At 56.8% G+C, this 23203-nt stretch carries 17 protein-coding genes; 7 read left to right on the plus strand and 10 right to left on the minus strand.

What is annotated here, in order from left to right:
* The 3 genes from FS819_RS19280 (at nt 1) to FS819_RS19290 (ending at nt 3591) form a co-directional block, all read left to right on the plus strand.
* A complete protein-coding gene (locus tag FS819_RS19280) occupies nt 1-786 on the plus strand; it encodes an amino acid ABC transporter ATP-binding protein (protein WP_156547224.1) in 786 nt (261 codons plus the stop codon).
* A gap of 8 nt (nt 787-794) precedes the next feature.
* Nucleotides 795-2156, plus strand: coding sequence for an MmgE/PrpD family protein (locus tag FS819_RS19285; protein ID WP_156547226.1), 1362 nt, complete (start codon nt 795-797; stop codon nt 2154-2156).
* A 133-nt stretch (nt 2157-2289) separates the two neighbouring features.
* Nucleotides 2290-3591 (plus strand): LLM class flavin-dependent oxidoreductase, encoded by a 1302-nt coding sequence (locus FS819_RS19290; RefSeq protein WP_156547228.1) that lies wholly within the window; start codon nt 2290-2292, stop codon nt 3589-3591.
* A gap of 84 nt (nt 3592-3675) precedes the next feature.
* On the opposite strand, the gene FS819_RS19295 is transcribed toward FS819_RS19290, so the two are convergent.
* The 6 genes from FS819_RS19295 to FS819_RS19320 all read right to left on the minus strand — a co-directional run bounded on the left by FS819_RS19295 (nt 3676) and on the right by FS819_RS19320 (nt 11317).
* A complete protein-coding gene (locus FS819_RS19295) occupies nt 3676-4857 on the minus strand; it encodes an acyl-CoA dehydrogenase family protein (RefSeq protein WP_156547230.1) in 1182 nt (393 codons plus the stop codon).
* A gap of 51 nt (nt 4858-4908) precedes the next feature.
* Nucleotides 4909-6012: an LLM class flavin-dependent oxidoreductase gene (locus FS819_RS19300; protein ID WP_156547232.1), complete on the minus strand. Its 1104-nt coding sequence runs from the start codon at nt 6010-6012 to the stop codon at nt 4909-4911.
* A gap of 72 nt (nt 6013-6084) precedes the next feature.
* Nucleotides 6085-7806: an ABC transporter ATP-binding protein gene (locus FS819_RS19305; RefSeq protein ID WP_156547234.1), complete on the minus strand. Its 1722-nt coding sequence runs from the start codon at nt 7804-7806 to the stop codon at nt 6085-6087.
* The gene (locus FS819_RS19310; RefSeq protein WP_234624481.1) at nt 7785-8567 is read right to left on the minus strand and encodes an ABC transporter permease; all 783 of its coding nucleotides are present in this window, start codon (nt 8565-8567) and stop codon (nt 7785-7787) included. The genes FS819_RS19305 and FS819_RS19310 overlap by 22 nt, the downstream gene beginning before the upstream one ends.
* Nucleotides 8568-8629: 62 nt before the next feature.
* Nucleotides 8630-9640 (minus strand): ABC transporter permease, encoded by a 1011-nt coding sequence (locus FS819_RS19315; protein ID WP_156547237.1) that lies wholly within the window; start codon nt 9638-9640, stop codon nt 8630-8632.
* Between the two features lie 24 nt (nt 9641-9664).
* On the minus strand, nt 9665-11317 hold the full coding sequence (locus FS819_RS19320; RefSeq protein WP_156547239.1) for an ABC transporter substrate-binding protein: 1653 nt from the start codon (nt 11315-11317) through the stop codon (nt 9665-9667).
* Between the two features lie 744 nt (nt 11318-12061).
* Here FS819_RS19320 and FS819_RS19325 point away from each other — a divergent pair.
* The 3 genes from FS819_RS19325 to FS819_RS19335 all read left to right on the plus strand — a co-directional run bounded on the left by FS819_RS19325 (nt 12062) and on the right by FS819_RS19335 (nt 16523).
* On the plus strand, nt 12062-15097 hold the full coding sequence (locus FS819_RS19325) for an autotransporter domain-containing protein (RefSeq protein WP_197434032.1): 3036 nt from the start codon (nt 12062-12064) through the stop codon (nt 15095-15097).
* On the plus strand, nt 15097-15624 hold the full coding sequence (locus FS819_RS19330; protein ID WP_156547243.1) for an invasion associated locus B family protein: 528 nt from the start codon (nt 15097-15099) through the stop codon (nt 15622-15624). Before FS819_RS19325 ends, FS819_RS19330 begins: the two co-directional genes overlap by 1 nt.
* Nucleotides 15625-15860: 236 nt before the next feature.
* Nucleotides 15861-16523 (plus strand): LuxR C-terminal-related transcriptional regulator, encoded by a 663-nt coding sequence (locus tag FS819_RS19335; RefSeq protein ID WP_156547245.1) that lies wholly within the window; start codon nt 15861-15863, stop codon nt 16521-16523.
* Here the strand turns inward: FS819_RS19335 and FS819_RS19340 are convergent.
* Both FS819_RS19340 and katG read right to left on the minus strand, forming a co-directional pair.
* Entirely contained in the window at nt 16494-18113 is a 1620-nt protein-coding gene (locus FS819_RS19340) for an ATP-binding response regulator (protein ID WP_156547247.1), read from the minus strand. The genes FS819_RS19335 and FS819_RS19340 overlap by 30 nt on opposite strands.
* Before the next feature lie 525 nt (nt 18114-18638).
* Nucleotides 18639-20822, minus strand: a complete 2184-nt coding sequence (katG, locus tag FS819_RS19345) for a catalase/peroxidase HPI (protein ID WP_156547249.1) — start codon at nt 20820-20822, stop codon at nt 18639-18641.
* A gap of 491 nt (nt 20823-21313) precedes the next feature.
* On the opposite strand from katG, the gene FS819_RS19350 reads away from it, so the two are divergent.
* Nucleotides 21314-21508 carry a hypothetical protein gene (locus tag FS819_RS19350; protein ID WP_070163481.1) on the plus strand — a complete coding sequence of 65 codons (195 nt, stop codon included), beginning with the start codon at nt 21314-21316 and terminating at the stop codon, nt 21506-21508.
* Nucleotides 21509-21645: 137 nt separating this feature from the next.
* On the opposite strand, the gene FS819_RS19355 is transcribed toward FS819_RS19350, so the two are convergent.
* Nucleotides 21646-22125 (minus strand): NanQ anomerase/TabA/YiaL family protein, encoded by a 480-nt coding sequence (locus FS819_RS19355; RefSeq protein ID WP_156547250.1) that lies wholly within the window; start codon nt 22123-22125, stop codon nt 21646-21648.
* A gap of 88 nt (nt 22126-22213) precedes the next feature.
* Complete coding sequence (locus FS819_RS19360; RefSeq protein WP_197434031.1) at nt 22214-23155, minus strand: dihydrodipicolinate synthase family protein; 942 nt, start codon at nt 23153-23155, stop codon at nt 22214-22216.
* Between the last annotated feature and the right edge of the window lie 48 nt (nt 23156-23203).

Genomic DNA, 23203 nt, shown 5'->3' on the forward strand with positions numbered 1-23203 from the left:
ATGATTGCAAATACCGACAATGCCATCGTCCGTTTGGAAGACGTACACTTGTCCTTCGGCCAGACGCAGGTGCTGAAGGGCATCGACCTGACGGTCAACAAGGGCGATGCCGTGTCGATTATCGGTCCATCTGGCTCGGGCAAATCCACCATCCTGCGCTGCATCAACGCGCTGGTGACGGCCCAAAGCGGCCAGATCACCGTGGCGGGGACGCGCGTTGACCAATTGACCAAGGAAAGCGAACGCATTGCGCTGCGCAAGCGGGTCGGCATCGTCTTCCAGCAATATAATCTCTTTCCGCACCTGACGGTGCTCGACAATATCATGCTTGCCCCGACTCGCATTCTGGGGACGGAAAGGCGCGAGGCGGAAAAGGTTGCGCGCGAATTGCTGGACAAGGTGCGGCTTGGCGAAAAGGCCGATGCTTATCCGGGCCAGCTCTCGGGCGGGCAGCAGCAGCGCGTGGCGATTGCCCGGGCCTTGGCGATGAAACCCGACCTCGTGCTGTTCGACGAGGTCACCTCGGCGCTCGATCCTGAAACGGTCGGTGAGGTCTTGTGGGTAATCCGTGACCTGATCCGCGATGGCATGACCAGCATTCTCGTCACCCACGAAATGCGTTTTGCCGAAGAGATCAGCGACACCGTGGTGTTTACCGAGAATGGCCGCATCGTCGGCCAAGGCTCGCCGGAGCAGATCTTCCATAAGAGCGACAATGCGCGCATCCGCCAGTTCGTCGGTGGGTTGTCGGGCCGGGGTACGGTGCGCGAAGGCGAAGGCATATAGGAGCCGCCATGACGACGACCACAGCCGCGCCACTGACCAGCGCTTTCGCACGGGCAATTGTGCAATATGAGCCTGACCGTGATAGTGCGGCTATGGCTGCGGCCCGCACGGCGATCATTGATTTTCTGGCCTGCGCGATTGCTGGTGCAGGGGAGCGGACAACGGCTATCGTCGCAACCGCACTCGGCGGGAGTATCGGCGGTGACGCCGTTCTGATCGGCAGCGCGCGTCGCGTCGATCCGCTGGTTGCCGCTGTCGTCAATGCCTATGCAGGCCATGTGCTTGATTATGACGATGTCCATTCCAGCGTGCGCGGCCACCCGACGACCGTGATCATTCCGGCACTGCTTGCCCTGGCTGCGGAGCGTGATTTTACCGCAGATGCAATGGTCGCATCCTATGTTGTCGGGTTGGAGGCCATGGCGCGGCTGGGCTTGTCGCTTGGTTCCCGGCATTACGAAAACGGTTTCCATGCCACCGCGACCCTCGGCACGGTTGGTGCTGCTGCGGCGATCTGCCATGTGACGCAGGCATCACCGGAAGAAACAGCGGTGGCGCTTGGCCTTGCCGCAACGCAATCCTCCGGCCTCAGGTTGCAGTTTGGTTTCGATGCCAAGCCCTATCATGCCGGCATGGCGGCGCGATCCGGCCTGCTGGCGGCGCGGCTGGCCTCGGCAGGTTTCGGGGGCGCGCCGGATTTCCTCGATAATCCGGTAGGTTTTCATTCCGCCTATGCCTTCGGGGCCGGGCATCCGGAAACCGTGGTTGAGAATTGGGGTGCGCCCTGGCAGATCGTTTCGCCCGGCCTGACGCTGAAAGCCTATCCCTGCTGCACGGCCAGCCATCCGGTTGCCTCCCTCGGCATAGACCTGCATCGCGAGGGCCTTGCCGCTGACGCCATCGACATGATCACCTTCACCTATCCGCCCGGTGCAGATGCCGCACTCGTCGTCACCAAGCCGACGAATGGGATCGAGGCACGCTTTAGCCCGGAATATGTCTTTGCCGCCAGCCTGATCGACGGCGCCTTGCGGCTCGACCATTTCGATGAGCGACCTGTAGAGCCAAGGTTGATGGCCCTCGCTGCCCGTGCCGGTCGTCGGCATCAGGAGAGTGCGCCCCGGATGTCGAGCGATCCGACGACGCGATTTGTCATCCTCGATATCGTGCTGAAAGACGGCGGTACCATCCAGCGCCGGTTCGACGGCCTGCCAGGGCTTGCTGATCCAACCGACAAATTCCGCGAGGCGACTGCGGCGGATGCCTCCTTTGCCGAAATCCCTTCGCTCGTCCGGCAAATGAGCAGCAGTGCCGATCTGCGCCGCCTGCTTGCTCTTATCAACCAGGACGTCTCCAATACCCGTAATTGATGCCAGAGTTTGTCCGGGAAAAGTGGAAACCGGTTTTCCCGAAAAGACAAACGAAAACAAAAGAAACGAGAGTCTGTCTGGTTCAATCTGAACCTGACAGACTCTAGACCCAAACGCGACGAAAGACTGTGCCATGACCCGCAAGAGAGAAATCCACCTCGGCCTGTTTCTGCAAGGGGCTGGCCACCATGTGTCCGGCTGGCGGCATCCGAATGCGGAAGCCGGCAGCGAAAATTTTGACCTGCTGCGTCGCGTCTCGCAGCTCGCCGAACAGGCGAAATTCGACATGGTGTTCCTGGCCGACGGGCTGACGAGTGGCGTCGATGCGCATCCCTCGACCATTGCCCGGTTTGAACCGCTGACGCTGCTGGCCGCACTTGCCATGGTGACCGAAAAGATCGGCCTTGCCGCAACCGCCTCGACCACCTATGGCGAGCCCTACCATGTTGCCCGCGCCTTTTCCTCCATTGACCATTTAAGCCAGGGGCGCGCCGCCTGGAATATCGTCACCACATCCTATGCGCGGACCGCCAATAATTTTTCCAAATCGCATCCCGGCCATGACGAACGCTACGCCGTCGCCGAAGAATTCGTCGATGTGGTGCGCGGCCTCTGGGACAGTTGGGACGATGATGCCTTCATCAAGGACAAGCAGAACGGGATCTATGCCGATCCGAACAAGGTGCATCTCCTCGACCACACGGGCAAATATTTCTCGGTCAAAGGTCCGCTGAATATTCCACGGTCTCCGCAGGGCCATCCAATTCTGATTCAGGCCGGCTCATCCGGTCCAGGACAGGATCTCGCCGCCCGGACCGCTGATGTGGTGTTCACGGCCCAGCAAAGCCTGGATGAAGCACAGGCCTTCTACAAAAGCCTCAAGGATCGGGTCACCGGGTTTGGCAGGCATCCCGATGATGTCGCGGTCATGCCGGGTTTTCTGCCGGTCATCGGCCGCACGGCAGGGGAGGCTGCCGACAAACTGGCCGAACTCGACCAATGGACGGAACTGAAAAGCGCCATGCCGCTGCTTGAGGAGCGGATCGGCCATAGCCTTGCCGATTACGATCCTGACGGTCCGCTGCCGGACCTGCCGATTTCCGACCAGCTGCGCAGCCGCGCCGAACTGCTGACCGCGTTGGCTCGCCGGGAGAATCTCACCATCCGGCAACTGGCCCTGCGGGTTGCTGCCGGGCGGGGACATCATATCGTGCTCGGCACGCCCGAAGATATCGCCGACCGTATGCAGCAATGGTTTGAAACACGCGCCGCCGATGGTTTCAACATCATGCCGCCGTTCTTCCCGGAGGGACTGGAGGATTTCACCCGTCTGGTGGTTCCAATCCTACAGGAGCGTGGCCTGTTTCGGACAGATTATAGCGGCGTGACATTGCGCGATCATCTGGGCGTATCCCGGCCAAACCTGTCTTCTTGATGAGGTGAGGCTTATACCAAGGCGAGGATGCTCACATATCCTCGTCTTGGTGGCATTCCCAAACACCTTGCTTATACCATGCTATCAGGCGGTTTTCAGGATGGACTGTTTTGCGACAGGGTTTAGCTGTGTTGCTTCCTGGCGCTGCCAGCGGTCAAACGCCGCACGGCCGAGGATCGACAGGGAGGTATCTTCCTGCGGAGCATGAACAAGCACGGCCTGAATGTCACGGAAGTGGCGCTCCAGCCCGATATCGGCGTTAAGGCCCGGATTGCCGATGCCACGCACGGCGATTTCCACGGCGCTCCGCAACTGGCGGCCAGCGATAAGCCTTGCACGCATCAAGCGTTCCGCATCGTCTTGCCCGGACAGAAGCGCATCGAAGATAATCTGGCGCGCGCCGCCGACCAGCAGGTCGATTTCGCCCGATAGCGTTATGAACCGTTCGGTACGGGCGATGGGATGGCCGAGATTGGTTGGAACACGCTGATGGGCGAAATGGTTGAAGGCGGCTTGGGCCGCTTCGGCAACCCCAAGATAGATCGCTGTCAGTGCAAGCGTGATTGCCGCATGGCCGCGATTGTCCTGCTGCGCGATTTCTGTCCCGGTCAGATCCAGAACATTTTCGAGGGGTATTTCGACATCTCTATAGTCAACATCATGCGAGCCTGTCGCCCGCATGCCGAGACTGTTCCAGTTTTGGATCACACTTATGCCGGGCAGTCCGTTCGGCACAATAAAGGTTCCGACGCGCGTCGGCGTTTCGTCCGTATGCGCCCAGACCAGGAAATGCGTGAGGCCATGCGCACCGGTTACGAAACGCTTGCGACCGGTGATCGACCAGCCCGTCGAGGTGCGGCGGGCACGTGTTGCCGGCAGGCCGCCACGGGCTGGTGATCCAAGCTCCGGCTCGACCCGGGCCGCGTTGAGCAGCAAGGGGCGCTGTTTTGCCTCGGCCAGCAGTCTTTGATAGAGATCTTCCGGCCAATGGTTTCTTGAGGCTTGGCCGAGGTGATTGAAGAGCGTCATGGCGCTGATCAGGGCAACCGATGGGTCGCCACGGCCAAGAGCCGCCAGAATATGAGCGGCATCGTAGAGCGTCCCACCCTGGCCGCCATATCGTGTCGCAACGGTGCTTTCGAGAAGCCCGCTTTCATGAACGGCACGAATGCCCGCCCAGGGAAACTGTCCGCTGCGGTCGGCATCCGGCGCGGCTTCTGCAACGATCCGCACGGTTGCGTCGAGCAGGGTTTGATCATGGGCCATGGTTTTGAAGCCTTTTGAATGTCTGTCTATAAAGCCGCCGGGTGACGCTCATCACGCGGCGGCCTTCTTCCTGGCCTCTTCGCGTTCACGGATGCCTTCGCGAACCAGCGGCAGGACATAGCGACCATAATCCACGGCATCATTGTAGTTGTCATACCCACGGATCGAGATCAGATCGGCGCCGAGGTCGATATAATCAAGTATGGAATCGGCGATGGTGCGAGGTGAACCGACCAAGGCGGTGGTTGCGCCGCTGGCGTTTGTGGCTGTCACTGTCGGATACCAGAGAGCCCGGTCGTGAACATCGCCGCGTTTGGCAATATCCAGAAGACGCTGTGAGCCGACATTGGCTGGAGGGGGCGCGGACAAGGGTGTTCTGCTAAGGCCTTTCTCGCGGTTTTCGTTCAGTGTGTCGAGAATGCGATGCGCTTTCTGCCAGGCCAGTTCGTCCGTCTCGGCAATGATCGGTCGGAATGTGACCCAGATTCGCGGGCGGTCCTTGCGTCCGGCCTTGGCCGCCTCCGCATAGATGCGGTCGATCTGTTGTTTGGTTTCTGCCAAAGGCTCGCCCCAAAGGCCAAAAATATCGCATAACGAGCCGCCGATCCGATAGGCAGCATCCGACGAGCCACCGAGCGAGATCGGGATCAGGCCGTTGGTCGGGCGCACGGCACTGCGGAACTGTTTGAATTGGTAGTATTTCCCATCGAAATCGAAGGGTTCTGTCGAGGTCCAGGCCAGACGCAGAATGCGGATATATTCTTCCTGGCGCTCGTAGCGTTGCTCCTTGGTCAGGAAATCACCCTCGCGGGCCTGCTCCTCATCACTGCCGCCAGCGATGAAATGGACGACAACGCGCCCACCACTCAACTGGTCCAGCGTTGCCAGCGATTTTGCCGCAACGGTCGGGTAGATGGTGTTCGGGCGCAGGGCGACAATGATCTTGATCTTCTTCGTATGTGCCAGAATGGTCGCGCCGAGCGTGAAAGGATCAAAGGAAGCGGAAGAATAGGGGATTAGTGTGTAGTTGAAACCGTAATCGTCCAGCGCCCGCGCGTAGCGTTGCAGGAAATCGGGATCCACCGGCGCATCGGGGATGGGGCGAAGATCATTCGATCCGTTGGCGAAACTTGCGCTAATGAATTCAGCGGCCATTCTGTGCATACTCCATTTGGTTTCGAGTCTTTGGTGAACGCTCTGCTGAGGTCTTGTCCTGCGCGGTTGCGATCACGCGAGTTCGTCCTGTTTGAAAACAGCGCGGATACCCGAGCGCGTCGCGTGGGTGCTACCTGAGGGGATCGAAGCCAGCAGCGACCGGGTATAGGATTGGCGGGGAGTGTCGAAGACGGCTTTGACGGTGCCGTGCTCGACGATGCGTCCGCGATGCATGACCGAGACGGTATGGGCCAGCTGGCGCACCAAAGCGAGATCGTGGGAAACGAACACATAGGTCAGACCCAGATTGGCCTGTAGCGTCAAAAGTACGTCAACAATATCGGCCTGGACACTGACATCGAGCGCTGAAGTAGGCTCATCCAGCACGATAACATCCGGCTTCAGAACCAGCGATCTGGCAATGGCGACGCGCTGGCGCTGGCCACCGGACAGTGCGCCTGGCTTGCGGCCAAGCAGATGCTCGCCAAGTCCGACATTGGACAGGGCTTCGCGCACCCGCTCGCTTCGCTCTCGCGCAGTGCCGATCTTGAACCGGTCCAGCGGCTCGCGCACCAGATGCTCGATTTTCCAGGTGGGATCGAGTGAGGTGAAAGGGTTCTGGTAAACGAGTTGAAGATGACGCCAAACGGCTCGTCTGGACTGAGGCTTACTGCTTGAAAACTGCTCACCGGCAACCGAGATCTGCCCGCTATCGGGGTCTTCAAGGCCCAGCAGCAGCCGGATCGTCGTTGTCTTGCCAGAGCCGGATTCGCCAACCAGCGCGTGTGTGGTACCTGATGGCACCGAGAATGTCACGTTATCGACAGCTGTCAGGGATTTGCCATCGACCGTGAAGGTCTTCGTCACACCTTTGACCTCGATCTTGGCCCCAATCTCAGCAGCATTGTTGAGGTGATGAAACCCGCCATCGCGCAGCTTGGCATAGCGGTCAGGATTGAGGGCGGGAACATCGGCATGCAGCTTTCTGGCATAGGCCGAAGCTGGTGCGGCAAAGACAGCCTGAGTATTGCCTGCCTCCTGCACGACGCCATCCTTCAGCACGACCAGCTTATCGGCTCGCTCGGAAGCGATTGCCAGATCGTGGGTAATCAGCAGGAGGCTGATATCCAGATCGTGCTGGAGCCGCGCCAGCAGGTCGAGAATGCGTTTCTGGATCGTAACATCCAGCGCCGAGGTCGGCTCATCCGCCACCAGAAGGGCCGGACGCGGCAACACGGCAAGGCCGATCAGCACCCGCTGAAGCATGCCGCCTGACAATTGATGCGGATAGGAATCGTAGACGCGAGCGGGCTTGTCGAGGCCGACATCAGCGAATGTGTCCAGGATCAGCGCTTTGCGGATGGCTTTGTTCTGTTCGCCAAGAAGCGCTGCAGCTTCCATGGCTTGCGCACCAATGGTGCGCACCGGATTGAGCGCGTTGCCGGGATCTTGCGGGACAAAGCCGATGGCGCGTCCACGCAGAGGCCGGAACTGACGCTCGCTAAGGCTCAAGATGTTCTGGTCATTGAACTCGATTGTCCCCGTCGCATGTCCGCCTTGGGGTAATAGCCTCAGGATGGCCCGGGCGATGGTTGATTTGCCTGAGCCGGATTCTCCAATCAAGGCAAGGCTCTTGCCGCGGCCCAGCTCGAACCCGACAGTCTTCACGACTTGGCGAGCCCCATAGGATATCGACAGGTCTTCCACCCGCAACAGAGAAGTTGACGGCTGGAGCGCTGGAGAACCGGTTGCGAGGCCGGGAAGGGTGGTGTTCAGTCTGTCTTGCGGAGCCATCGGCTGATCCTGTTGACGGAGAGGACGGTTGCGATCACGGCGAACGCAGGTGCGTAAACCAGCCACGGCCATTTGAGGTAATCCTTGCCGATTGAAATCAGCAGACCCCAGTCCGAGGCAGGTGGCGGATCGCCATAGCCGAGGAAGGCAAGACCGGCGATCACCAGAATGGATAGGCCAAATTGCAGGACGGCAAGCGTCAGAAGCGAGCGTGACGCATTTGGAAACACGTGGCGTAGAAGGATATACCAGCGTGACCCTCCCAGCAGAAACGATGCCTCGACGAAGGTCGCTTGCCGGGTTTTGATCACCTCTGCCCGCATCACCCGGGCAAAGATCGCCACGGCGGAGACGCCGGTCGCGATTGCGGCATTGGTGGTGGTGAAGCCGAGTGCGGTGACGACGATGATCGCCAGCAGGAAACTGGGAATCGCCAGCAGCATATCGACCAGGCGCGCCAGCACGATATCGACCCAGCCTCCGAGAAAGCCGGCCAGAAGGCCAATGAGGCCGCCGACGACAACGCCAATGACAACCGCGATCAGCGCACTGGTCACCGAAGACGCCGTGCCATAGACGACGCGCGCGTAAAGGTCGCGCCCGAGCTGGTCTGTGCCGAACCAATGCTGTGCGCTGGGTGCCAGCAGTTTTTGAGCGGGAACGCCGATGACCGGGCTATGGCTTGTGAACAAGCCGGGGGCGAGCGCCCAGGCGATCACCAGTGCAATGACGGCGAACGAAATGAACACCGTTGGCGGCATGTGGAATGCCGACCAGTTTTTAGTTGTCCGCAAACCTTTGTCTGTAGAAGAAAAAGCGATCGTCATATCGTCACCGCACGAGAGGTTTCGGTAGAGCTTGTCTCCTCAGCGGAGGTGCGAGGCCTTTGGACGCCAAGCAGTTTCACACGCGGGTCAAGCAGGGGATAGACGAGGTCTGCAATCAGGTTGACGAGAACAAAGGCCACCGCTGCCAACGAGACGACCGCCTGAAGAACAGGCAGATCCTGTGTTGTGACCGAGCGCTGCACCAGGCTGCCGATGCCCGTTCGCCCAAAAACCGTTTCGGTTATTAGCGAACCACCCAGCAACTCGCCGACGGTCAGGGCGATCACTGTGACCACCGGCAAGGATGAGGGCTTCAACAGGTGTTTGAAAAACATCTGCGCCTGGGAAAGACCTCGACCCCGCGCCACAGTGGCATAGTCCTGGCTCGACTCATGATCGAGATTTGCAATCAGGACTTCCGCTATCTGGGCGGAGACGGGAATGCCGAGTGCAATTGACGCAAACAGGGTTGCCCAGACACTATCCGCTTCAATGACCCGGAAAATGCCCAGCTGGAAGCCAAAAATATGGATCAGGGCCAAGCCGATTACGAAATTGGGGACCGATAGAAACAGGGAGGGAAACCCCCGCAGCAGGCCCTGTCCGAACCGTTTTGGCAGGAACTGCGTGCCGTAGGCAATCAGCAGCGCCAGGACAAGCGCGAAGGCAAGGGCAGTCGATGCAAGGATAAGCGTTGAGGGCAGGACTTCGGCAATCAGCGCCGCCACCGGGCGGCTGGAGCGCATCGACAGGCCGAAATCGCCGGTGACGAAGTGAGCGAGCGATGTCCACAATTGGACCGAAATCGGCTTGTCCAATCCCTGGGCGGCGATGATCTCGGCAATCTCCGTCTCGGTGAAGCCGTTTTGCGGATCGCGGAGGACAGAAGTGACCGGGTCGCCCGGCAGAATACTGACGACCACGAACGTAAAGACATAGGCCATCAGGATGACCACAAAAGCCTGGGCCAATCGTTTTGCAGCATATGTCACGTAGGCGTTGCGCATGCCGGGGCCTCCTCACATTGCTGGTTATTGGCTGATTTTTGCGGTGTAGTAGCTGGCATAGGCAATGCCGTTATAGACCTCACCCGAAAGCTTCGGGGACTGGACATAAATGCGCTGAACGATCTGCGTGCGAGGGATGAAATACCCTTGCTCGATGACGTATTTCTGTAGTTCGTTCAGCAGTGGATCACGCACCTCTAAAGAAGGGGCACCTGCAATTTTATCGCGTAGCTCATTGATCTTCTGGTCGCTCTGATCCAGCGCGAACCAGTTCTCGCCATTATTAGCATCGGTCAGAATGCTGGCCACGGTGCCGGCATCAATAAAGCTGCGGGTGACCTCATAGGCCGGGACCGCAGGGCCTGCGAACTTGACCTTTTCAGTGAAAGTCACCACGTCATAGGTGCGGATATTCACCTTCCAGCCGATCTTGCCGAGTTGTTGGGCGATCAATTCATCCACTGCCTTCGACGTGGCAAGATAGGGGTTGGAATAAAGCGTCAGCAGAAGCGGCTTTCCATCCTTGGCGCGGATGCCGTCGGCGCCTTTCGTCCAGCCTGCGTCATCCAGCAGCTTTTCCGCCCTGGCGGGGTCGTAGGCCAAAAGCGCGCTCTGGTCGGTTGCACCAGGCACATTGCTCTGGATGAACGAGGTCGCCAGCTTCCAATCAGACGTATAGACGGTGTCGATGATTTCCTGGCGATCAATGCCAGACTGGAGGGCTTGGCGCACCCTGACATCATTATAGGGCTCAAGCTTGGTATTCACCGCCCAGCCGTTGACGAAACCGAGATAGCGCGGCGTAGCAACGGTAAAGCCCTCGTCCTTGAGCGACTGCAACTCCTGAGGCGAGGCATTATAGGCAATGTCGGCCTGGCCGGATTGTACCGCCGCAACCCGAAGTGATGGTTCGGAGACCAGTTTATAGGTGATGCTATCCAGAAACGCCGGTCCGGTATGGCCAACAGCTGCTGGTCCCCAATTGTAATCCTTGCGCTTCACCAGCTTGACGAAATCGCCTTCCTTCCAGGCTTCAACCACATAGGGGCCGCTGCCAGAGGTCTTGCTGAGGTCTGCCTGCTGTGTCGCAGGTTGGCCGATGGTTTTGGAGGAAATCAGGATCGAGCCGTGATAGCCGAGGGTGGGAATGAAGCCGAGCGTCGGCTTTTTGAAGACGACTTTCACTGTGGAGGGATTAATCGCCTCTGCATGATCGTAGGTCTTGGGAAACAGGCCGATTGGGTTGATGCCTTCGCTCTTGCGGCCAGCATACCAGATGTCGAGATTTGCAACGACAGCCGCCGCATCAAGTGGCGTTCCATCGGAAAAGGTCACGCCCGTTTTAAGGTGAAGGGTGAACTCGGTGGCGCTTTCATTCTGTTCCCAGCGCTCGGCAATCCACGGGCTCACTTTGCCAACGGCATCGACATAGACGAGCTTGTCGGCCACGTGGCCCCAGACATGCCCCTGGAAGCTGGAGATCGCGCTGTTGTTGGGGATCCAGGTATTGCCCAGCGAGTCGATCAGGAACGTAATGTCGCCGCCATCCTTCGCATTGCCCGCGCTATGGGCGGGCTTCAAGCCAATCGATGCCACAAGCATGGAAGAGAGAATTGCTGAAGCGCCAAGCAGCAACCTGCGCCGGGAAACAGCCAGAGAATTGGAGTGTTTGATCATGAAATAGGTCCTGGTCGGTTGGCGTCTTATGTTGGCAGTGACAGGCGGCCTCGGTTTCGGAGGTTATGTTGAGTGTGGGCGCAAACAGGTGGCGCGCTTTGTTGCTGCGATTGTCACGATGCGTTCCTGCCTTCATTGGTGAGGCGCTATGACAACAAGCTAGACGAGCATAGAAATCAGCGGAAGATTTATCATTCTTAATCTATCGATTTTATAGATTTAATTATTCAACCACTGTGCCAGTGGCTTGGTTTTTTTCCTCTCTCAATGTGATGAAGAGAAATGAGGACGTTCGCTACAGCGCATCAAGCGGGTGCGATGGCCAGATTATTGGCGCATGGCTTAAGGCCTCTCGCGGTTTTTAGGGTTCACTTTTAAGGCCCAAAACCGACCCGTTTTTACCAGATCGAAACCTCAAGAATTCGGCTTCAACACAGGCCCGGACATGCAAAGGTCGATCGCTCCGCAAGATTTGATGTCGCGTATAGCACATCTGCACTAATGGCCTCTGCTCTGTTTCTGTGCTGAATGCGACATAGACATGTCGACAAATAATAAAAGCAATATTGTTATTGTGGAAAACAATTTTGCTTTGAAATGTTCACTGGAATACGGGGCGACGTAATGATCAAGACATCCAGCAAGAATTTTGACAGTATACTGTTAAAAAACAATAACATATTTCCTGGAATCGTTAAATACCTCTCAAAATCGCTTGTTTTCCCATCTATTACTGTAACGGCCGTGATTTCCTGTTCAGGCGTCAGTCTTGCTCAGGATGTCGTGCTTGATAGCGGTAACACGACCTGGACGAGTGATACGCTGGTCGATGGTGATCTCTATGTCGGTTATAACAACAAAGACATCGGCTTGACGATTGCCAATGGCGCAAAAGTGTACAGCACAAATGGTTACGTAGGCTACCGGACTGGTAGTTCGGGGACTGTCACGGTGAGCGGTCCCGGTTCGTCCTGGATCATTCCCAGGGTCAATTACGTCCTGGCAAATGATATTACGGTCAATCAAAACGGCACTCTCAATATCGAGAATGGCGGTAATGTCGACGCGAAACATTTTACGTTTGCCAGCACGTCGCAACTGAATGTGACCGGAAATGGCTCGACCTTGACAGCGGACCGCATTTCCAATTCCGGAACGGTCCTTGTCGGGAATGGGGGCTCGATCAACGCGATCGACGCACAGTTCGATGGCCTCCCGGCGGACGGCACGGATAGCAGCCTTGCGACGTTTGTTGTCCGCGGCGCTGGTTCGAAGGTGACGAGCACCGGAACTTTGACGGTTGGCGCAAATGCAAGCATTGAAGACGGCGGTGCTATCGTCGCCCAGGATGTTGGAATCGGCACAAGCGGCAGCTTTCAGAATTTCGTGGTCACTGGCGCCCAATCCCGCATGGATGTGAATGGGACTTTGACAGTCAATGGTGGCTATGCCCCTAACTCGAATATATCCATTGCCGATAGCGCCAACTTGAATGTCAAGAACGGCATCACAATGGCGACCGGCGGTCACTTGACGATTGGCGGCAAGATAGATCTGGGAAATCTGGCCCTTGGAGGGGAGCCCAAAGGCCAAGCGGCTGCCGCCGCCGGCTATATCAATCCCGACGCCGTGATTTCCTTCGGTTCATCCGAGAGAGCATACCTGAATTTTAACCACACCCAAACCGGCTATGTCTTTGCCAATGCATTGACCGGTGACGGAAACATCAAGTCGATGTCGGGCGAAACAATCCTCACCGGGGATCTCAGCAAGTTCGAGGCCACCGATAATCTCGGCGGAATCATTGTCGATGGCGGCAGTACATTGGTTTTGGCGAGCAATCTGGGAACAGGTGTTACCAATTACGACAATGTCTTCGCATGGCAAACGAATATTGATGTCAAGAACGGCACCTTCAACGTCAAGGCGGACACGGGCGCTATCAGGAAGAACTTCCTTGGAAGCGAGTATTTTTCATCGAATATCGATGTCTGGGGCGATCGGAATGCCGGCAGTGCATTCGGACGGCTGATCGGGTCTGGAGCCGTCGGTAATGTCACGCTGGAAAAGGGTGCACTGATTTCACCCGGAAATTCCGACAATGCCATCGGTACCTTCACGGTGAACGGCAACCTCTCCTTTGGTGAAGGTTCGGCGTATGATGTCGACATCGCAGGAAATGGCGCGAGTGACAAAATCGTCGTTCAAACCCTGAAGGCATGGAGCGGAACCGATGCCCAGAATAATCCAACCTATGTGGATAGCGCGGGTAAAACCTCAATCGCTAACAATGTTTCCGTGCAGGTGACAGCTCTCGATGCTGCAACCAGCTACCAGAATGGCCAGACCTATACGATTCTGTCATCGGCTGGCGGTATCCAGGGGCAATTCGCTCAAGCGATTTCGAAGTCGGCCTTTCTGGATGTGGCATTGGCTCAAACGTCAAACCAGGTCGATCTGACCATCGCAGTCAAGGATACGGGTACGCCTAACCCCGGAACTCCTAATCCCAGCAATCCTGATCCGGGAACCCCTAATCCTGGTACGCCTAATCCTGGTACGCCCAATCCGGGTAATCCCGATCCGGGAACCCCAAACCCCGGAACACCCAACCCTGGCACCCCATCGCCCGGCCTGTTCGATTCTGTTGCGGTAACCGGCAACCAGCGCAATGTCGCTCGGGCTCTCAATACCTTGCAGCAGAGCGGGCAGTCGCTTGCGCTCTATAACAGCCTGTTGCCGTTAAGTGCAGAAGAAGCGCAGCATGCTTTTGAAGCCCTGTCTGGCGAAGTGCATGCATCTGCCTTGGGAACGCTGGTTACCAGCAGTACGCTGTTGCGCAATTCGGTGAACGACCGGATGCGGGCATCGTTCAACTCGGTCGCCTCGCGTCCTACGCCAGTCATGGCCTATGCTGACGGTGAAGACAGATTTGGTACGGCTAACAAGGATATTCCGCTCTTTACGGCCTGGGGCCAGGGCTTCGGCACATGGAACAGCATCGACGGCAACGGCAATGCCGCAGACCTGAGTTCGTCCACTGGCGGTTTCGTGGCAGGTCTCGACGTTCCGGTCTCCGCCGATTGGAGAGTGGGTGCCGTCGGCGGCTATAGCCGCTCCAGCTTCGATGCCAATGACCGCTCATCCTTTGGCCATAGCGACAATTATCATCTCGGCATGTATGCCGGAGCGCAATATGGTGAATTGTCCTTCCGCTCAGGCCTTACCTATACCTGGCATCAGGTGTCGACCAATCGATCCGTGGCATTCTCCGGTTTCAACGACCATTTGAAGGCTGATTACGACGCTGGCAGCTTCCAGGCCTTTGGTGAACTCGGTTATCGCATCGATGTCAGCACCGTGGCTTTCGAGCCCTTTGCCAACCTCACCCATGTCAATGTTCAGAGAGACGGCTTCAATGAGCGTGGTGGGATTGCTGCCTTGTCGAGCCCGAGCGACAGCCTGGACACGACACTGACGACCCTGGGCTTACGCGCCTCTTCCGATTTCATGCTGGGCGGCTATATCGCAAAAGCCAGAGGCATGCTTGGCTGGCAGCACGCCTTCGGTGATACCGATCCAACCTCACGCCTGGCATTTGTCGGTAGCCAGAGCTACGTTGTTTCCGGTACACCTCTGACCAAGGATGCTGCTGTTGTTGAACTCGGCATCGATGTCGGGCTCAGCGATACCGCCACGATCGGCATTGGCTATTCCGGTGAATTCGGCAGTAATGAAACCTCAAACAGCATCAATGCAAAGCTGGATGTGCGTTTCTGATGAAGATCGCTAAAATTGTTGCGATCATGGTGGCCGCTGCTATGACGTCCACCGTCGCTTTTTCACAAGACAGCAATGGTCGCCCCGATGCTCCGTCTTCGCTTTCCGAAACCTATGAGGACTGGACGGTTGCCTGCGCAAAGCGCAACGAAAGCCGTGTCTGCACGACGTTTCAACGACAGGTGCAGCAAAACGGGCAGCAGGTTCTTGGCATTGAACTCACGCCTGCCACCGACAAGAGCATAAAGGGTTCGCTCGTTCTGCCTTTTGGGCTTGACCTGGATAAGGGGGTCGCATTTGCGATAGACGACACGCCACCTGGCAAGTCCTCGCGGTTTTCGACATGCGTTCCCTCCGGTTGCCTCGTATCCCTAACCTTTACGGATAAGGGGGCTAACACATTGAAAAGTGGTAAATCGTTAAAACTCATTGCTTACGCTTATGGGGCAGGTACAGAGGTTCCGTTCACGATTTCCTTGAAAGGTCTGGCAAGCGGGCTCGACAGGATCGCCGTCCTGTCGAAGTGAAGGTGTCGCATATGACACAAAGGACACGCCCGGCTGTTTTCATCCGACAGGAGTGGACATTCAGCGATACGCGTTGTGTAGTGCGAAGAGTCATTGAAAAAGGACACGTCGTATTCCCTTTGCAAACATCTCAAGTGCCTGATGCATTTGAGATATTTGCAATGCCTTCCAGGCGAGGATGCGCAGGCATCTTCAAGCCTTGGTATAAATGGAGATGAAGCGGATCATAAATTTATATGACTGACGAATTCATTATTATCGCTGATGATCACCCGATATTCCGGGAGGGCATTTTCGCTTTGGTTCGGCAACTTTTGCCGCATTCAAAAATTGCGTCCACCGACACTCTCGAAGCCGCTCTTGAAATTGCAAGAGCCAATCCTTTCCCGCCCAGCATGTTCATACTGGACCTGTTTTTTGAGGGAAACAGTATCGTATCGAATTTGCGCGCGCTTCGCGAAGAATTTCGCCTGGCGTCGATCGTCGTGGTCACCATGGCCAGCGACAAAGCTTTGGTCGATACCGTCATGAATGCCGGGATCAATGGGTTCATCAATAAAGCAGCCCTGCCGGATGAGATAAAGGAAATCCTGCGGGCGGTTCGCGAAGGTGACGTTGTCGTTCAGGTGCCAGCGTCGACAAACGCCATCGCCAGTTATGTCAGCCCGACGCTAAGCCAACGCCAGCACGATGTTTTGCATCTTCTTGCCGAGGGCAGGACCAATAAGGAGATTGCGATCATTCTCGGCATTTCCCCTTTCACGGTTCGCATCCATGTCTCGGCTATCTTCCGCGCACTTGGCGTGGCGACCCGCGCCGGGGCCGTGACCAAGGGGATTGCAATGGGATTGGTGCCGACCTCTGCTGGCTCATCGGAACGGAACTCCGATTCCAGGTAGCAGGATTGCCGAGCGAAGCTCGGCGGGGCGAACCGGCTTCGAGAGGATCGGTATTTCACTGTCGGCGATATCCTCGATCACTCTCGCGGGAGCGTGTCCCGTCATCACCACAGCTGGTACTTTCCAACCGGCAAGCTGGCGCACCTTGGCGATACATTCCGTGCCTGTCATGCGTCCGCCGAGATCAAAGTCCGTTATCAGCAGATCGCAATGGTGCAGCACGGAGGGGATCGCTGTTTCTGCCTGAACCGTACAGCCCCATTTGCGCAGCAGGCTGGCCGTGGCAAGCAGCACGGCCTCATCGTCTTCAACAAGCAGCACGCGCAGGCCATGAGCCGGATTGGTAGCGGATGGCGCTATCTGCTCCGCGCTCAAAACCTTCATGGGGACGGCAATCTTCAATCCCGATACGGAGATCGCCGTTCCCGCTCCGACGACCGACCGCAATGAGACCTGCAACCCCATGAGGGTGCCGAGGCGCTTGACGATTGCCAAGCCCAGGCCGACCCCGTCGACATCCTTGTCACCCCGCTCACGGACCTGATAAAACTCTTCGAATATGCGAAGGTGATGCTCTGGCGCAATGCCGGGGCCTTGGTCATAAACCTGAATGGTCAGGCTGCCGCCCCTGCGGCGGCAGCCGATCAGGATTTTACGGCCCCCGGCATATTTAATCGCGTTGCTCAGGATATTTTGCAGAATCGTATTCAGCAGAGACCGATCAACCGCAACAAATTTTGTGCAATTGACGAGCCGTAGCTGTGATCCGGCTTTCTGTGCGGCCTCCATATTCTGATCGACAACCTCATTGAGAATATCGGCAATCGCTACCGTTTCCATCTGCGGGATCAGTTTGCCACTGTCCAGGGTGGAAATATCGAGCAAGGATTTGAACAGTCGTGACACGCTTTGCAGCGATCGATCGATATTGTCGACCATCGCCAGTTCTTCCTGTTTCAGCCCTGCGTCGCGCAAGCAAGCCGTAAACAGGCTGATGGCGTGGATAGGTTGGCGAAGGTCATGGCTGGCATGGGCAAGAAACCGCGATTTTGACAGGTTTGCTTCCTGCTCGGCGGCATAGGCAGTTTGAAGCCGAAGCAAGAATGCCAGCGTGTAGGATGGGGCCAGAATTGCCATCATTATGAATGTCAGCACGACATAAGGGTTCTGCTGCCAATAGACATTGAAATAAGTGGCGATTGCGAAAGAACTCAACGCCAATGCCGTCGCCGGAAGCAAATGCTTGGGGCCGAAACGTAAGCCGCTGACAACCGTATGCCAGACGACAAGTGCTGCAATCGGGAAAAGTGGCGCCCCGCCGACGGACATCGCAAATGTCGTGAACGTATAGTCGAGCAGCGTAACCACGGTTCGCCGCAGCATGTTGACGCCTGGCCGCAGAACGATCCACAGGAGCAGCAGGAAGGAATAGGGGATGTAAATCGCAAACAGCCAATAGAAACTTTGCCCTTCTGGAGGCGTGGCACCATTTGCGACCAGGGGCATGACATAGGCGGCGGTTATGAAAATAACGGCAATGCGCATGATTGCCTGCGCCCGTTCGGTATCGAATGAGGCATCGTTGCGCATACCGAAAAGCCGAATAAAACCGTTGGATCTCAAATTATTTTTCCGTCTGATTGACTCTACAATATCCGCTCTGGTGGCATCCCTTGCCCAATAGATATCCCTTTAAGAGATGAATGGCGCAATCCGTCGCAGCACTGTCCAGAAATTCTGAGCGTGCTTAGTCCAAGGCGGTGCTGTTTCCTTGACGCCGCGGTTCCTGTTTAACCCTTTGTGCAATCAGGATTCAATGGCGGCGTAACGTGACGTGTTATTGTACCGGAGGAGTATAGCTTATCGGGGAGGGTACGCATGGTTTGCTCAATGCGTCTTCAATTGCCGCAAAGGCCTTTCCGACTCAGCAATCCGTATCCACTCGGCACTGCATCGAGCGGTGCGCTTGGTTTTGAATGTGGCGCGGGTATGCAAAGGGGAGGGATGCGATAAGGCGCTGCATTTCGCAAAGGCGGCATCGCCACGAGGTCCGGCTGGGGGTGCCAGTAATCTGACGGGACGCGGCAGATGCCGCGTCCCGTTCAATGTCATTGATCAGACCAGATCGAAACGATCGGCGTTCATCACTTTCGTCCAGGCTGCAACGAAGTCTTTGACGAACTTTTCCTTGATATCCGACTGCGCATAGACTTCCGCCAATGCGCGAAGCTGGGAGTGCGATCCGAAGATCAGGTCGACGCGGGTCCCCGTCCAAAGCAGTTCGCCGCTCTTGCGATCTCGCCCTTCATAGACGCCCTCCTTGCCTGCAACCGGCGCCCACTGCGTGCGCATGTCGAGCAGGTTGACGAAGAAATCATTCGTCAGCGCCTCGGGATTGCGAGTAAGGACACCGTGTTCCGGCTGTCCGGCCTTCAACACGCGCAGACCACCGATGAGAACGGTCATTTCAGGTGCTGTCAGGGTCAGAAGCCGTGCACGGTCAACAAGCGCTTCTTCCGGCTTCATGAATTGATGCCCGCTCAGATAGTTGCGGAAAGCATCGGCGCGTGGCTTCAATGCATTGAAGGAGGCGACATCGGTCTGCTCCTGCGAGGCATCTGTCCGGCCTGGGGTAAACGGAACGGTCACATCGTGACCGCCAGCCTTGGCTGCTTTCTCGACGCCTGCTGCACCGGCAAGCACGATCAGATCGGCCAGGGAAATCTTTTTGCCGCTAGATTGGGCAGCATTGAATTCCTGCTGGATTCCTTCGAGAACGCTAAGGACCTTGGCAAGCTGCGCCGGGTGGTTGACGTCCCAGTCCTTCTGCGGAGCAAGACGGATACGGGCGCCATTGGCACCGCCGCGCTTGTCAGAACCCCGGAAAGTCGAAGCCGATGACCATGCTGTCGAAACCAGTTCCTGCACCGAAAGACCAGACGCCAGAACCTTGGCCTTCAGATCGGCCACATCCCTATCGTCGACAAGCGGATGATCGACGGGAGGAATGACATCCTGCCAGATGAGATCTTCTGATGGCACTTCCGGACCGACATAACGAACCTTTGGCCCCATGTCGCGGTGGGTCAACTTGAACCAGGCGCGGGCGAAAGCGTCAGCGAACTGATCGGGGTTTTCCAGGAAGCGGCGCGAGATCTTTTCGTAAGCCGGATCGAACCGCAGCGACAGGTCTGTCGTCAGCATGGTCGGAAGATGCTTCTTGGACGGATCATGGGCATCCGGGATGGAGGCTTCGGCGTTCTTTGCCTTCCACTGATGGGCGCCAGCCGGGCTTTTTGTCAGTTCCCATTCGAAGTTGAACAGGTTTTCGAAGAAGAAATTGCTCCAACGGGTCGGGGTTTGCGTCCAGGTAACTTCCGGTCCGCCGGTGATCGTGTCTGCGCCGAAACCAGTGCCGAACTTGCTTTTCCAGCCCAGGCCCTGATCTTCAAGCGCGCCGCCTTCCGGCTCGGCACCGATCAAAGACGGATCGCCCGCGCCATGCGTCTTTCCGAACGTGTGACCGCCAGCGATCAACGCGACGGTTTCCTCGTCGTTCATTGCCATACGGCTGAACGTTTCGCGGATGTCACGGGCTGCAGCGATCGGATCTGGATTGCCATTGGGGCCTTCCGGGTTGACGTAGATAAGGCCCATCTGCACGGCGCCAAGCGGCTCGGACAGCTGGCGTTCGCCACTGTAGCGTTCATCACCCAACCAGGTGCCTTCCGGACCCCAGAACAGCTCTTCTGGTTCCCATGTGTCGGCGCGGCCGCCAGCGAAACCAAAGGTCTTGAAGCCCATGGATTCCAGGGCGACATTGCCGGTCAGAACGAAGAGATCGGCCCAGGAAATCTTGTTGCCGTATTTCTGCTTGATCGGCCAGAGCAGGCGACGTGCCTTGTCCAGATTGGCATTGTCCGGCCAGCTGTTGAGCGGCGCGAAACGCTGCTGCCCGGCGCCTGCGCCGCCGCGGCCATCGGTGATGCGATAGGTGCCTGCGCTGTGCCATGCCATGCGGACGAAGAGGCCACCGTAATGGCCGAAGTCGGCTGGCCACCAATCCTGAGAATCGGTCATCAACGCATGGAGATCACTCTTCAGGGCTTCATAGTCGAGCTTCCTGAATTCTTCGGCATAATCGAAGTCAGGGCCCATTGGATCGGCGATCTTGTTCTTTTGGTGAAGGATCTGCACATCGAGCTGTTCAGGCCACCAATCGCGATTACCGCGACCCTTCGCGCCAGCTGCCCCATGTGCAACCGGACATTTTCCACCAGTTTCAACCTTGGTATCCATAGGATTCTCCCTTGATATCCTCATACTTTATCCACTCAGGGGCATCTTCCGTCGACCATTCAATTTCGTAGTGTCGACAATGTGCTCTCGTATGACGGCTCGCCCGATTTTAACCGGGAAATGGCATAAAGGGCCTGACGGAAATTATCCCTGGCATCTTCATAGAGGAGGTCGATGTTAAATTTAAGTTGGATTTATTGATAGGCACGATAAGCAAAACCTATCAGCGGCGTTATGTTAAAACTGCTCCGTTCTTTTGCAACCAGCGTGATCAGAATTGGTTGTTCCCAACGAAATGCGTTCGGCTGAAATTTCCGTTTGCCGCTTTCCACCCTCCGCGTTATTGAGCACGACAGGGGGTATCGGGGGACTTCACACCTATGGACAGATAGCTTCCGCAGGTCGGCATTCGGCAGGCTGCGGACAGCATGCGCCAGAAAGTTGGTTTGTGCATCGAATAAAAACCAAACCGGTGCCTGAAATGAAGAAAGATGATGAACATGCTGTCACTCCCCGCCATTCTCGGTATCTCCCTCGGCGCTGCTGGTTTTGCAGCCTTCAGCCGAAAGAACAAACCGTGGAGTGCTCTTAAAAGGATCGGTTATTTTATTGTGGTGGCGATCGGAATTTTGCTGGTCATGCTGGCTTTGAATTTCGGACTCTACTACTCCAATCGCGTTTCCTGATCGGGCAAGGCACTGGTAAAGCCGCTATAATAATGCCGTAGAGCCTGTCTGGTTCAGCATGAACCTGACAGGCGCCTAATCAAATCTCGAAGATGCTCACGCATCCTCGACATCATCCGCTTGGATCATCGGAAACATTATTGAGAAGCCAGTAGCCTGGAGTCGATCTTGATGACTGCTTTGCGGATCGCCAAGGGGGCTCCGATCTCGCAGCAGGGACGGTGAAACTCTCCCGGGAAGAACACGATGAAATCGCCGGCGCTAAGCTCCACAGAGTATTCGCTGGGTCGTGCGGGATAAAAGGCGATATCCTGGGTCTCCAGCCGGTCGTCAATCGGAACAAGGTGAGGGTCGGGAAAGGCCACGCCATAGGCTTCCTGTCCCTCAAGCAGGATCTGGATATCGATATAGCGGCGATGAGCCTCTGGACGAAGCTGGTTGGCCGGTTTGGTCGACAGTTCCTGGATCAGCAGGAAAATGTCCTCTCCGTCGATCTCATGTCGCCCGGTAGGCAAGCTGGATAGATCGAGAGCCGTGACGGCCTCCATGGCGCGGATGAGGCAGGCTGGCAAAGTGGCGCGGTAAAATTGCCAATGATGAAGGGAGCCGGTGATCATGGGAAATCTCCTGAAATGTTAGGGAATGCGGGTTGGAGCCGAGATCAGAATACATTTGGCGCTTCTGATCCCGGTGACGGCACTCGCCTCAGAGTTTGGCAATCTGCGCACGAAAATGCTCGGTGCCTTCAACGATTTTATCCAACACAGCATCCAGCGCCCAGAAGCGCTCACGAATGTCATAATCAATCACCCGGCAGCGAATGCTGTCAAACGTGCCGATCCGCTGGTGGTAGAGCTTGGCAAGTGCCGGATAGCCGAGGGCCTCCGAAACAGCTGACAGCACAAGAAAAGTGGCCAGTTCGTCAGCCAGTTCTGGATGCTTTTCACCCTCGCGCCACAGCCAGTTGTAGAGATCGGGATGGAAATTGGTGAAGACGCCGTTGAAACCCGGCACGCCTGCCTTCATCGCATCCCAGGCAATGGCAGCATTGGCATTGAGGATTTTCAGCGGTGTGCCTTTGGTCAGCCCCAAGCGACGCTTGACCGTATCAAGATCACAGCTCACGTCCTTGAGCATGATAAAACGACCGGTATGGGCGCAATAGGTCAGTTCCTCATCGCTCAGCAAACGGCGATAGGGGGCCGGGCACTCGTAAAGACCAAGCGGCAGGTCCTCCGGCAGCACGGATAAAAGCGTGTCCAGTGTTGTCTTGAAGGCAGCTGTGCCTTCTTTCTTGGGGTCGAGATGGTTGGTCACGAGGATCAGCCCATCTGCGCCAACCCGGCTCATGGCCTGCAATTCCTCAATCTGCGTGTCCAGATCGTCGCTGATATGGCCGGACACAACGACTGGAAGGCGACCAGCTACCTTTTCCACCACGAAACGACCCAGCGCCACACGCTCATCCAGCGACAGGAACATCATTTCGCTGGACTGGCAGACTGCGAACAAAGCCCCGGAGCCATTGGCGACATACCATTCGATGAGGCGTTCCAAACCGGGGTAATCGATCTGCCCATCCTCAAGAAAGGGCGTGAGCATGACGGGAATAATGCCTTGGATAGATTGAGCTTTGCTGGTCATCATCAATGTCCGTTATTGGATTTCGAATGCGCTTTCCGGGATCTCCCGGAA

It is taken from the genome of Allorhizobium sp. Av2, from assembly GCF_021462805.2.
Taxonomy (GTDB): Bacteria; Pseudomonadota; Alphaproteobacteria; order Rhizobiales; family Rhizobiaceae; genus Allorhizobium; species Allorhizobium vitis_G.

Bases quoted from the DNA above. Each gene is read 5' to 3' on its own strand.
- FS819_RS19350 (WP_070163481.1), top strand. From the start codon at position 21,314: ATGATGAACATGCTGTCACTCCCCGCCATTCTCGGTATCTCCCTCGGC.
- FS819_RS19295 (WP_156547230.1), bottom strand. From the start codon at position 4,857: ATGGCCCATGATCAAACCCTGCTCGACGCAACCGTGCGGATCGTTGCA.
- FS819_RS19280 (WP_156547224.1), top strand. From the start codon at position 1: ATGATTGCAAATACCGACAATGCCATCGTCCGTTTGGAAGACGTACAC.
- FS819_RS19300 (WP_156547232.1), bottom strand. From the start codon at position 6,012: ATGGCCGCTGAATTCATTAGCGCAAGTTTCGCCAACGGATCGAATGAT.
- FS819_RS19335 (WP_156547245.1), top strand. From the start codon at position 15,861: ATGACTGACGAATTCATTATTATCGCTGATGATCACCCGATATTCCGG.
- katG (WP_156547249.1), bottom strand. From the start codon at position 20,822: ATGGATACCAAGGTTGAAACTGGTGGAAAATGTCCGGTTGCACATGGG.
- FS819_RS19355 (WP_156547250.1), bottom strand. From the start codon at position 22,125: ATGATCACCGGCTCCCTTCATCATTGGCAATTTTACCGCGCCACTTTG.
- FS819_RS19290 (WP_156547228.1), top strand. From the start codon at position 2,290: ATGACCCGCAAGAGAGAAATCCACCTCGGCCTGTTTCTGCAAGGGGCT.
- FS819_RS19330 (WP_156547243.1), top strand. From the start codon at position 15,097: ATGAAGATCGCTAAAATTGTTGCGATCATGGTGGCCGCTGCTATGACG.
- FS819_RS19310 (WP_234624481.1), bottom strand. From the start codon at position 8,567: ATGCCGCCAACGGTGTTCATTTCGTTCGCCGTCATTGCACTGGTGATC.
- FS819_RS19305 (WP_156547234.1), bottom strand. From the start codon at position 7,806: ATGGCTCCGCAAGACAGACTGAACACCACCCTTCCCGGCCTCGCAACC.
- FS819_RS19320 (WP_156547239.1), bottom strand. From the start codon at position 11,317: ATGATCAAACACTCCAATTCTCTGGCTGTTTCCCGGCGCAGGTTGCTG.
- FS819_RS19285 (WP_156547226.1), top strand. From the start codon at position 795: ATGACGACGACCACAGCCGCGCCACTGACCAGCGCTTTCGCACGGGCA.
- FS819_RS19360 (WP_197434031.1), bottom strand. From the start codon at position 23,155: ATGATGACCAGCAAAGCTCAATCTATCCAAGGCATTATTCCCGTCATG.
- FS819_RS19340 (WP_156547247.1), bottom strand. From the start codon at position 18,113: ATGCGCAACGATGCCTCATTCGATACCGAACGGGCGCAGGCAATCATG.
- FS819_RS19315 (WP_156547237.1), bottom strand. From the start codon at position 9,640: ATGCGCAACGCCTACGTGACATATGCTGCAAAACGATTGGCCCAGGCT.